A 12118-nucleotide genomic window follows, 5' to 3' on the forward strand; every position below is an offset into this window, starting at 1 on the left:
AAACATCTGAATACTCAGATGTTTAAGGTCATGGCATTGATCGCCACGATGATCGTACTTAATGACATCAAAATCGCACCAACAGCGGGACTTAGCAGTATTCCGATTGGTGCCAAGACACCAGCAGCAAGTGGAATCGCTAAGATATTATACCCCGCTCCCCACCAAAGATTTTGAATCATTTTACTGTGTGTTTTTTTAGCTAAACGGACAAATTTTAAAATGTCCTGCAAATTGCTGTTGGTCAAAACAACATCGGCGGAATCAATCGCGATATCTGTCCCAGCTCCTATCGCCATTCCAATGGTCGCTCTCGCTAAGGCAGGGGCATCATTGATTCCATCGCCTACCATCATGACTTTTTTACCATCATCAGTGTAACGCTTGATGATTTTTTCTTTATCATCCGGTAACAATTCACTGTAAAACTCTTTGATATCCAGATATTCAGCCACCGATTTGGCAGCCTCCTGATTATCGCCGGTCAGCATCACTGGTTCGATCCCAACATTACGCAAGCTCTTGATGAAGTCTTTGGCTTGATCCTTTAAGGTGTCTCCCATCGCAAAGAAAGCGATTAGCTGATCATCTATTAATAGGAAGGAAATCGTATTGCCCTGCGCTTGATAATCCGCTAATTTATTCGGATCAACGCTTAGCTTTCGACGTTCGATTTCCTTTTGATTGGCTAAGATGACTTGGTGTCCTTCCACCGTTCCACTGACTCCGATACCCTTTAAGGTTGAAACGTCTTGCGCTTGATAGGGTTCGATGTCTTCAGATTTCAAGTAATTCATCACACCGACTGCTAATGGATGATTCGTTTGGGCTTCCAAAGCACCAATATATTTCAGCGCTTCTTCTTTGTTACTATCTGTTAAGACTTCAACACCTGTCACGGTAAAATTGCCTTCAGTCAATGTTCCGGTTTTATCAAGAAAAACATAATCCAATTGATTTCCTTGTTCCAAAGCCTGACGACTTTTCAGCAGCAGTCCATTTTTAGCGGCAAGAGAAGTCGAGCGAGCAATCACCAATGGAATGGCCAACCCCAAAGCATGGGGACAGGCGATAACAAAGACGGTCACCATTCGATCTAGAGCCTGCGGTAAATCAGCTACAACCAGCCAAGCAACAAAAGTCAATATCCCAGCAGCTAAAGCGATGTAAAAGAGCCACTTCGCTACCTTATCAGAGATAGATTCCAATCTCGATTTTTCTTGCTGAGCCTGCTGAACCATTGTCATGACTTTGGCTAAATAACCATCCTCGCCAGTACCGGTGACCTTCACTCTGATGGTGCCATCACCATTGACGGAACCGCCGATAACTGAATCACCGACATTTTTCTGAACCCCTTTTGATTCACCTGTCACTGCCGACTCATCGACAATTGTCGACCCTTTGATAATCTGTCCATCCGTCGGCATTTTATCTCCAGCACGAACCAATAGTAAATCACCGCTTTTGATTTCCTGCAATTTGACTTTTTGTGTCGAGCCGTCTTCTTGAATCTGGTTGACTTCATCCGGTAATAATTCCGCCAGCTTCTTCAAAGCATTGCTGGCATTTGAGACAGCGCTCATTTCCACCCAATGCCCCAGCAGCATAATCACGATCAGGGTCGCCAATTCCCAGAAGAAATCCATCACATGTTCATGAGGATTGACCTTGTTAGCAATAAAGGAATAAAGGCTATAAATATACGCTACTGAAATCCCCATCGCGATCAAGGTCATCATGGCCGGACTCTTCATCTTCAGCTCCATTTTGGCACCGCTCAGGAAGGGCTGTCCACCATAGATGAACAGAACCGTCGCCAGAACTAATACCAGCCACTCAGAGCCGGGAAAGGTAAATTGGAAAGGTAGCTGCATCCCCATCATCGGTGAAAGGACAATGATCGGGATCGACAAAACAAGGGAGAGCCAAAACTTCTGTTTGAAATTTCCCATATGCATCGAATGATCCATCCCGCCATGGTCCATGTCGTGATGCTCATGCCCATCCATTCCATGATTCATATCGTGATGTTCGTGTCCGCCCATTGAATGATCCATTTTTTGATGGTCATGCATAGCATGGTCCGTGTTCATCGATTCATCCATTTGATCTCCTTGTTTCATGTTGCCTACCTCCTAATTCATTTCACAGCCATTCCCTTAAAAAAGGAAAAGCCGCTTGCACCAATATCTCCTACTAAAGCTTCAACAGTAATTGGCACATTTATAATTTTTTCTGATTTAAGCTGAGGGAATTTATCAGCACACTGACCGAACTAAAGGCCATCGCGCCGCCCGCAATGATTGGATTCAAAAAGCCGACTGCGGCGAAGGGAATCCCAATCACGTTGTATAAAAACGCCCAGAATAAATTTTGTTTGATTTTTCTTAGCGTCAACTTAGATAAACGAATACTTTTTTCAACTGACAATAAATCACTGTTCATCAAGGTGATATCTGCTGTTTCCATTGCGATATCCGTTCCGCTGCCCATCGCAATCCCGATATCGGCTAATGCTAATGCGGGGGCATCATTGATCCCATCACCAACCATGCCAACAGATTCGCCTTTCGTCTGAAGCTCTTTAACAACCTGAGCTTTATCCTCCGGCAACACTTCGGCAACGATATCTGATGGCTGCAGACCAACCTGTTCCCCAATGTAATGAGCTGTCTGAGGATTATCTCCCGTTAGCATTTTCACATTGATTCCCAGTTGATGCAGCGCTGCGATTGCGGCTTTAGAGGATTGCTTGACTTGATCTGTTACTGAGATCATTGCAAGGACTTCCACTTCGTCAGTCAGAAACATGACTGTCTTGCCCTCTTCTTCTAACGCTAACACACGCTCTTCGGGAAATAAAATTTTCCGCTCGCGAAGTCCACGCTTAGACCCGACAAAATAGGATTTCCCAGCAATCGTGCCGGTAACTCCTTGTCCAGTTAAGCTTTTAAAATTCTCAACGGGCAGAATCTCCGTCTGATCTTTACCATACTGATAAATCGCTTTGGCTAATGGATGCTCTGAATGCTGCTCCAAACTTGTCAGATAGCTCAAAGCCTGCGGATCAAAAGCTTCAAAATCCGCTACCACTGGTTTGCCCTCTGTGATAGTCCCCGTCTTGTCCAACACGACTGTTGTCAGATGCGCGATTTTTTCCAATGCGCCGCCGCCCTTGATCAAAATCCCTGACTTCGCACCTAAACCAGTTCCTACCATAATAGCGGTCGGTGTTGCTAAACCTAGCGCACATGGACAGGCAATTACTAGAACCGAGACACTATGAACGATGGCCTGCTGCCAATCGCCAGTCAACAGACCCGTCGCGATCAATGTTAACAAAGCCAATCCTAAGACAGTCGGGACAAAAATCTTCGATATCTTGTCAGCGATTTGTTGGATCGGTGCTTTTTCACCTTGCGCGTCCTCCACCATCCGAATGATTCGGGAGAGAACCGTCATACTACCGACTTGCGTAGCGGTAAATTGAATACTGCCGGTGGTATTGACCGTGCCGCCAAAAACTTGATCCTCGGCTTGCTTATCCACTGGCAGACTTTCCCCCGTCAGCATACTTTCATCAATCGTGGTTTGTCCGCTAAAAATCTTCCCATCTACCGGAATTTGTTCCCCAGGACGAACACGTAAAAGATCGCCAACCTGTACGTCTTCAATCGGTACTTCTCTTTCTTCACCATCCACCATTACAGTAGCGGTCTTAGCCTGTAAACTCATCAATTGTTTAATAGCATCACTAGTTTTGGTCTTAGCCTTTTGTTCTAAATACTTTCCTAGCAAGATCAAAGTAATGATCATGCCACTGCTTTCAAAATACAAATCAGAATTATAAGGATTGAAAAAACCATTATAAACACTCAACGCAAAGGCCGCTGAGGTCCCCATCGCTACTAAAACATCCATATTCGGTGCTTTGGTTTTTAACGCATGATAGGCACCACGGTAAAAGCGCTGACCAACTCCGAATTGGACTGGCGTAACCAAGATCAGCTGAACCAGCGGCAAATGCAGGAAATGTACCCAGCCCGCGTGACTGCCTAACAGCATCGCAATCATGGCGATCATCAGAGGTGCTACTAAAACAGCACTCATAATCAGATCACGCTTCATTTTTTTAAGATGCGCTACTTTTTCCTGTTCAATTTTTTGCTTGTGCTCCTCATCAAAGAGGATCGCACCATAGCCGATGGCCTCGACCCGCTGGATCAAATTTTCTGCGGTCAGGGTGTCATCGAATTGAACGGTGGCCTTTTCTGTCGCTAAATTAACATTTGCTTCCAGCACGCCTTCTGTTGCCTTCAGTTCCTTTTCTACGCGAGCAGAACAGTTGGCGCAGGTCATCCCGGTGATGGCAAATGTTTCTACTGTTGCGTCTGCCAATTAGATCACCTCAGTTTCATACCCTGCTTCAGTCACTGCTGACGCGATTTGATCGGCGGAAACTTGCGCTTCATCAAATTTTACGGTTCCTTGGTTTTTCTTCAAATTGATTTTTACTTTGTCGATGCCATCCAATTGATTGATCGCTTTCTCTACGTTTGCCACACAGTGATTACAGCTCATTCCGTTGATTGCAAATTGTTTTTTCATTTTAAAATCCTCCATCGTCAAATTATTTTTTTATTTATGATGATTGCATTCACATTGTCCAGGAATACAATTACATTCGATTGATGCTACTGTCTGCTTATTGATTAATTGCTCCTTGATCAAGTCAACATCTGCGTCAGTCAGTTCAGCCTCCGCGACTAACTCAGCGATTGTTTCACCGATCCGTTTTGCACAAATATGAGAAAATAAATTTTCCGTCGCACTCTTGACTGTTTCGCCTTCGCTAATTGCCGGATAGTAAATATATTTTTTCCCCGATTGCTCCGTCCGAACTGCTTCCTTTTTCACCAAGCGACCCAGTAACGTTTTGATCGTCGCCGGCTTCCACTCCATCGTTTGCCCTAAAATATCAATAATTTCTTGTGCGGTAGTTGCTTCCTGTGTCCAAATCACCCGCATGACTTCCCATTCCGAATCACTGATTTTAATTGGCATAATCGTCATAGCCATCCTTCTCACCTCTTTCGTTTACAAATGTAATCTACATATTTTAGTTTACATTTGTAATCGTCATTCGTCAACTAAAAAGATAAAATTTTTCAAACTATTTCAGTCTAAAGGAGGAACTTGTTCATTATCCTGACAAGCATCATATGATCTTACTCTAAATACTGCAAAAAAAATACCGTCCTCAAAATGAAGACGGTAAGAAAAAACTATTTAATTCTCAAACACCGCATCGCGTTCAAGACAGCGATCACTGTCACGCCGACATCAGCAAAAACAGCTGCATACATTGTCGCAAATCCAAGTGCACCTAAAATCAACACTAATACTTTTACACCAATAGCAAACACGATATTTTGCTTCACAATGCCCATGGTTTTCCGCGCAATGCGGATGGCTACGGGGATTTTGGCAGGTTCGTCATCCATGATGACGACATCCGCTGCTTCGATCGCCGCATCTGAACCAAGCCCACCCATAGCAATTCCAATGTCAGCCCGAGCCAATACAGGAGCGTCGTTCATGCCATCACCGGCAAAGGCTGTTTTCGTTTCTCGTTTTAATTCATCTTCTAAGTGAGTAACTTTATCCTCTGGCAGCAATTCACTGTATACCTGATCAATGCCAATCTTCTTGCCAATCGCGTCAGCAATTCCGCGATTGTCTCCAGTTAGCATGACAGTCCGTTTCACACCAAGTTTTTTTACTTCGGACAAAGCCTCAGAAACATGGTCTTTCAATTCATCAGCAATCACTAACTGACCGACTAACTCGCCATCCATAGCAACATAGACGATCGTCCCGATTTCATTAACCGTTTGGAATGGAATCTCATATTTAGCTAACAGCTTTTCATTTCCGACTAAGAATCGATGCCCTTCAATCTCGACCGAAATTCCAAAACCAGCAATTTCTTCTAATTGACTGACTGAAGCTAGTGGCTGATCGACATAGTTTACGATTGATTGGGCAATTGGATGACTCGAGCTTTGTTCCGCGCTGGCAACATAGCGTAAGAAATCTTCCTTATTAATCGTTGTGTCAACCGTCTGAACTTTAAAAACACCCTTCGTCAACGTTCCTGTTTTATCGAAGACGAGCGTTTCAACATTGGCTAATGTTTCGATATAGTTGCTGCCTTTAATCAAGACCCCGGCTTTACTTGCGCCGCCGATCCCGCCAAAGAAGCTCAATGGAACAGAAATGACCAATGCACACGGGCAAGAAATGACTAAGAAGGTCAATGCACGATAGACCCAATCATAGAAAGGTTCACCAGTAACAAGCGGTGGAACAATTGCCAACAAAGCTGCTAACCCGACAACAATAGGTGTATAGTAGCGGGCAAAGCTGGTAATAAAGTTTTCAGCCGGCGCTTTTTTGCTGCTGGCATTTTCAACTAAGTCTAAAATTTTGCTGACGGTCGATTCACCAAAGGTCGTAGTGACTTCTACAGTCAGCTGTCCACTTTGATTGATGAAGCCGCTAAGAATTTGTTCATCAGGATGAATACTGCGGGGAACAGACTCCCCAGTCAATGCGGAAGTATCCAGCATCGAGTTTCCATCCTTAACGATACCATCCAATGGAACCTTCTCACCGGGTTTGATTAAAATACGATCGCCGACCTTAATTGTCTCAGGAGCGACCTTTTTTACTTCACCATCTTGAATCAAGTTCGCTGAATCTGGTCGGATCGCTAATAGGGAGCTGATTGATTTTCTTGATTTCGCCACAGCATAATCCTGGAAGAATTCTCCCACTTGATAAAACAGCATGACCGCTACCGCTTCCGGATATTCACCAATCGCAATGGCTCCAACAGTCGCGATCGCCATCAAAAAATTCTCATCGAAGATCTCACCATGGAAAATATTTGTAATAGCTGTCTTCAATACATCGTAGCCGATCCAAAAATACAAAATCAAGTAGGCGATCAGCTTCCATGGCATTGCCGGAGTAAAGATCGCTAGTAAACCTAAAGCAATGATTGCGACAAGAATCTGAATAATCTTTCCCTTAGAATCTTCTTCCGCCTTTTCAGTCTGCACACTGTTGACTTCAACATCTGGCTCTAGCTTATATACGATCTCTTTCGCCTCGTCGCTGATCCGTTCGATGTCCTTTTCAGGCGCCACAATCGTCAGCTTCGTGCTCATAAAATCGACTTGAGCCTGCTCTACTCCCTTAATTTGCTGGACGGACCGCTCAATCTTTGCCGCGCAATTTGCGCAATCCAACCCATCTAACCGATATACTTTTTCCATGAGATACCCTTCTCTCTTTATTACATATGAATGTTCCCTCATGTTTATTATATATGAATAAACAATCATATGTCAAGGCAATAAAGAAAGCTTTTTCAAAAAAATATCTCTTTAAAAAGCCCGCTGTAATAAGCTTTTTAGAAAAATAAAAAATTTTATTCGAAAAAGTATTGACAACTAGACCGCGGGTCGGTATTATAAAGATACAAACAACGACCGACAGTCGGTTCAGAGAAAGGAGAGAAGAAATGCGAATCGTAAAAGAGCATGATGAACGCAGAAATGAAATCATCACCACAGCAGAAGAATTCTTCTTAACCAAAGGATTCAATAAAACAACTGTTAATGATATCTTGAAACGAATTGGGATTGCCAAGGGAACCTTCTACCACTACTTCGTTTCGAAAGAAGAAGTTTTAGAAGCTGTTATCGGACAAATCATCGATCAAGAAATTTTACGAGCCAAAGAAATTCAACAATCAAACGACACAGCATTAGAAAAACTGATAACCTTCCTTTCGCAAAACAATCAAGAAGACACACGGAAAGAAGAAATCGTCGACAAGTTCCAGATGCCGGAAAATGCTTTAATGAAACAGCGGGCTCTGGAAGAAACAATCAATCAAGTCTGTCCAGTCTTAGCAGAGATCATCGAAGTCGGCAGACAACAGGAAGAATTCAGAACAGAGCATCCATTAGAAAGCATCCAATTTCTGATTGCAGGAATTCAAACAATGTTTGACAATATCGAAAAGCTTTCACCAGAGACAATTCAAAGCCGGGTCATCGCTGCAACTGATTTGGTTTATAAAGTCCTAGATATTAATCCAAATGTCCATCCCTATGAACAAACAGTCACACAATTACAAAAAATCTTTCTTTCATAGCTCAGCAAATTCTGTTGAGTTTAACTATTAAATCAAAAATGACCGACAGTCGGTCAAAAAAAGAGGAAACCATTATGAACAACACACAAACAATCAAAACTTTAGCAGGACAAACAAACGAATCCATTCAAACAATCGAAAGTATCTTAAACAGCTATGAAAACTATTGCACTGAGAACATTACTCGTTACTCAAGAAAACATTTAGCCGCGATCGTTGATTCTATTACTAATGAAACATTGATATCTTCAGAAACCTGTTCAAAAGTAATGACCCACTTCTTTGATTTAGTAAAAAACGAAGTCAAAGGTAAATTTTTCAACTAAACCAAACCTAAAAAAAAGGAGAAAACTAAAATGAAAAAAATTACGATTATCGCATTGACTCTTATCACCCTAGGAGCTACTTCTCAGATCGTTGAAAAGAACATCGACAAAGAAGAAGTTAAAACAGTTGTAACTACCAACCACAAAGAACACGACGAAAAAGATAGCGACATTGATTTTGGACACGACGACGATACTGAAAACACACTTGCTGAAAAAATCGGCTTTTAATTAGGAGGAACTTAAAATGAAAAAAATTACGATTATCGCATTGACTCTTATCACTCTAGGAGCTACTTCTCAGATTGTTGAAAAGAATATCGACAAAGAAGAAGTCAAAACAGTGGTGACTTCAAACCTGAAAGAAAACGATCAAGAGAATGAGGAGCTTTATTTTCAACATGAAAATGACGAGAAAGCCTCTTTAATTGAAAAAATTGGGTTTTAAAAAAGCGTCGAGGCCAGCCTCGACGCTTTTACTCTATTACTATTAAGGATAAATACGGTTTAACAAACGTGGGAATGGAATCGCCTCACGCACATGATCAATTCCAGCGATAAAAGTGATTGTCCGTTCAAGCCCTAAACCGAAGCCTGAGTGCGGAACGGTACCATATCTGCGTAAATCCAAATACCATGAGTATTCTTCTTCACTAAGGTTATGTTCACGAATTTGTTCTAATAAGAAATCATAATCCGTCGCACGTTCAGAACCGCCGATAATTTCACCATAGCCTTCTGGTGCAATTAAATCAGCACAGATGACAACATCATCGCGGGTTGGATGTGGTTTCATATAGAAAGGTTTGATCGCTTTTGGATAGTTTAAAATGAAGACTGGGCGATCAAATGAATTAGCGATAAAGGTTTCGTGAGGCGAACCAAAATCATCGCCCCATTCGATATCGTCAAAGCCATTCTTCTTCAATAATTCCACTGCATCATCATAAGAAATACGTGGATAAGGAAGTTTCGTGTAGTTCTTCAAAATTTCTTTATCACGACCTAAAACATCTAACGCATAATCACAATTATCCAGAACGTTTTGAACCAAGTAAGCTACGTATTGTTCTTGAACTTCTAAGCTATCCTCTTGGTGCATGAAAGCCATTTCTGGTTCGATCATCCAAAACTCGATCAAATGACGACGAGTCTTTGATTTTTCTGCCCGGAAGGTTGGACCAAATGAGAATACTTTGCCCAATGCCATAGCAGCTGCTTCCATGTATAATTGTCCACTTTGAGATAAATACGCTTTATGATCAAAATAGTTTGTTTCAAATAAATCGCTTGTACCTTCGGGAGCTGAACCTGTTAGAATCGGTGGATCAACTTTTACAAAGCCATTATTATTGAAGAATTCATACGTTGCTCGGATCACTTCGTTACGAATCAGCATGATTGCATGCTGTTGTGATGAACGTAACCATAGATGACGGTGGTCCATTAGGAAATCAACACCGTGTTCTTTTGGTGTGATTGGGTAATCATGACTCTCACCAATTACTTCAATCTCTTTCACGCCTAATTCATAGCCAAATTTTGAACGTGTATCCTCACGAATTTCACCTGTAACGATGATCGAAGTTTCTTGCGTCAATTCTTTGGCTAAATGAAAGACCTCTTCTGATACTTCACTTTTGACTACGACTGCTTGAAAATAAGCCGTTCCATCGCGTAATTGTAAAAATGAGATTTTTCCGCTTGAGCGCTTATTAGCGACCCAGGCGCCGATTTTTACTGTTTCGCCAACATGATTTTTGGCATCGATGATTTGAATTTGTTCCACAAATGTCTCTCCTAACTTATTTATCCCGAATTGATGATTTTACTTTTTACTGTTTTCAATAAAGCGACGAATCCGCACAACCGCTTCTTCTAAGTCTTCCATGCTGGCTGAATAGCTCATCCGCACGCAATCTGATGAACCAAAACCTTCACCTGTGACCAAAGCAACATGCTCTTGTTCCAACAAATCATTGACCCAAGTCGTTACATTATCATAGCCGCCCATTTCCATTGCACCTTTGATATTAGGAAACAGGTAGAACGCACCTTGAGGTTTTTTCAACTTGACTCCCGGCAAAGCAGCGACTTTAGGATAAATGTTGTTCAAGCGTTCTTCGAAAGCTTGACGCATTTTTTCCGCCATCTCTTGTTCTCCGGTCAAAGCCTCAATCGCTGCAATCTGACTAACGGATGTCGGATTACTAGTTGATTGTGAGGCTATCGAAGTCATCCCGCGAATGATCTCAGGATTCCCAATCGCATAACCAATTCGCCAACCAGTCATGGAATAGGTTTTTGATACCCCGTTGATGATCACTGTATTCTGGAAAATCTCGTCAGATAAAGAAGCGAGATGCGTCACTTCGTTCCCATTATAAACAAGATGATCATAAATATCATCTGAGACAATCAATACTTCATGACGAACGGCCCACTCGCCGATCTCACGCAATTCTTCTTCTGTATAAATCGTCCCCGTAGGATTAGATGGAGAACTAATAATGATTGCTTTCGTACTCTCTGTTCGAACCTCGTCAAGCTGATCAACCGTGATCTTAAAACTATCCTCTTGCTCACTAGTCACAAAAACCGGCTTCCCTTGCGCCAATTTGACCTGCTCAGCATAGCTTACCCAATAAGGAACCGGAATGATTACTTCATCTCCCTCGTCCAAAATAGTTTGGAATAATGCATACAACGCAAACTTCGCGCCACTAGTTACGATGATATTTTGAGGCTCCACAATCTGACCATAATTTTTTTTAGTCACCTCAATAATCGCTGACTTCATTTCCGGTGTTCCACCAGCAGCAGTATAGAAGCTGGATTTACCGCTTTTAATTCCTTCAATCGCGGCTAGTTCGATGTTTTTAGGTGTACTAAAATCCGGTTCACCGACAGTTAAACTGATGACATCTAATCCTTGGACTTTCAACTCTTTGGCTTTGGCTGTGGCTGCTAAAGTGACGGACGGTTCTAAGTTTGTTACACGCTGTGATAATTTCATAACTGATAACTCCCCTACCAAGATTTTTTAGATTCCTTTGATGACTTTGATCTCCTTGCCGTCATTGAATACCAGCAAGTAATAATAAATCGCGCCTTGATTGTCTTTTGCGGTGATCTCCCAAGCTGTTTTATCCCGATAGATTCCGAGATTTGCTTTTTCAAAAATCAACTCTGGGTTCTCACTCTCAAAGCGTTTTTCCACTTGTTGTTCTGTCAGACCATCTTTTTGATTAAGGACGCGAACCTTTTCTCCCGAATTTGGCACGATCACAATGATCGCTTCACCAGCGTTGTTTTCACCGGTGACGGTAAAATAGGTTTTGTCCCGATTAAACCAATAGAATTGATCCGCTGTTTTTAAGTCGGCATATTTTTCTGCCATTTGAATCGCTTCTCTTTTGGCTTGCTGCATCGGACGATTTGAACGAATAAAAATCATGGTCGCCGCCACGATGATGATTAGTAAAAAAGTCACGATTCCCAACAGCCAACGATTAAGCTTCCGTTGTCCTGCACTATTCGTATCCAAAATCATACTCCT

General features: G+C 42.2%; 12 protein-coding genes. 4 read left to right on the plus strand and 8 right to left on the minus strand.

What is annotated here, in order from left to right; translation table 11 throughout:
• Window positions 1-14 precede the first annotated feature (14 nt).
• From AC4J95_RS02755 to AC4J95_RS02775, 5 genes are all read right to left on the minus strand, one after another.
• Complete coding sequence (locus AC4J95_RS02755; RefSeq protein WP_494548515.1) at window positions 15-2126, minus strand: heavy metal translocating P-type ATPase; 2112 nt, start codon at window positions 2124-2126, stop codon at window positions 15-17.
• 100 nt (window positions 2127-2226) lie between these two features.
• The gene (locus tag AC4J95_RS02760) at window positions 2227-4401 is read right to left on the minus strand and encodes a heavy metal translocating P-type ATPase (protein WP_494548516.1); all 2175 of its coding nucleotides are present in this window, start codon (window positions 4399-4401) and stop codon (window positions 2227-2229) included.
• Complete coding sequence (copZ, locus tag AC4J95_RS02765; protein WP_494548517.1) at window positions 4402-4611, minus strand: copper chaperone CopZ; 210 nt, start codon at window positions 4609-4611, stop codon at window positions 4402-4404.
• A 30-nt stretch (window positions 4612-4641) separates the two neighbouring features.
• A complete protein-coding gene (locus AC4J95_RS02770; protein ID WP_494548518.1) occupies window positions 4642-5082 on the minus strand; it encodes a CopY/TcrY family copper transport repressor in 441 nt (146 codons plus the stop codon).
• Between the two features lie 206 nt (window positions 5083-5288).
• Window positions 5289-7346, minus strand: coding sequence for a heavy metal translocating P-type ATPase (locus AC4J95_RS02775; RefSeq protein ID WP_494548519.1), 2058 nt, complete (start codon window positions 7344-7346; stop codon window positions 5289-5291).
• 248 nt (window positions 7347-7594) lie between these two features.
• On the opposite strand from AC4J95_RS02775, the gene AC4J95_RS02780 reads away from it, so the two are divergent.
• The 4 genes from AC4J95_RS02780 (at window position 7595) to AC4J95_RS02795 (ending at window position 9007) form a co-directional block, all read left to right on the plus strand.
• The gene (locus tag AC4J95_RS02780) at window positions 7595-8233 is read left to right on the plus strand and encodes a TetR/AcrR family transcriptional regulator (RefSeq protein ID WP_494548520.1); all 639 of its coding nucleotides are present in this window, start codon (window positions 7595-7597) and stop codon (window positions 8231-8233) included.
• Window positions 8234-8307: 74 nt separating this feature from the next.
• Window positions 8308-8559: a hypothetical protein gene (locus AC4J95_RS02785; RefSeq protein ID WP_494548521.1), complete on the plus strand. Its 252-nt coding sequence runs from the start codon at window positions 8308-8310 to the stop codon at window positions 8557-8559.
• A 30-nt stretch (window positions 8560-8589) separates the two neighbouring features.
• Window positions 8590-8790 carry a hypothetical protein gene (locus AC4J95_RS02790; protein WP_494548522.1) on the plus strand — a complete coding sequence of 67 codons (201 nt, stop codon included), beginning with the start codon at window positions 8590-8592 and terminating at the stop codon, window positions 8788-8790.
• 16 nt (window positions 8791-8806) lie between these two features.
• Entirely contained in the window at window positions 8807-9007 is a 201-nt protein-coding gene (locus AC4J95_RS02795) for a hypothetical protein (RefSeq protein WP_494548523.1), read from the plus strand.
• A 42-nt stretch (window positions 9008-9049) separates the two neighbouring features.
• Here AC4J95_RS02795 and asnS read toward each other — a convergent pair whose 3' ends face one another.
• The 3 genes from asnS to AC4J95_RS02810 are packed head-to-tail and all read right to left on the minus strand — an operon-like array spanning window position 9050 to window position 12106.
• Window positions 9050-10348, minus strand: coding sequence for an asparagine--tRNA ligase (gene asnS, locus AC4J95_RS02800; RefSeq protein WP_316401052.1), 1299 nt, complete (start codon window positions 10346-10348; stop codon window positions 9050-9052).
• A gap of 39 nt (window positions 10349-10387) precedes the next feature.
• Window positions 10388-11575 (minus strand): pyridoxal phosphate-dependent aminotransferase, encoded by a 1188-nt coding sequence (locus AC4J95_RS02805; RefSeq protein WP_494548524.1) that lies wholly within the window; start codon window positions 11573-11575, stop codon window positions 10388-10390.
• Between the two features lie 27 nt (window positions 11576-11602).
• Window positions 11603-12106 (minus strand): cell wall elongation regulator TseB-like domain-containing protein, encoded by a 504-nt coding sequence (locus AC4J95_RS02810; RefSeq protein WP_494548525.1) that lies wholly within the window; start codon window positions 12104-12106, stop codon window positions 11603-11605.
• Window positions 12107-12118 lie beyond the last annotated feature (12 nt).

Source organism: Enterococcus sp. GPZ-007, from assembly GCF_059374735.1.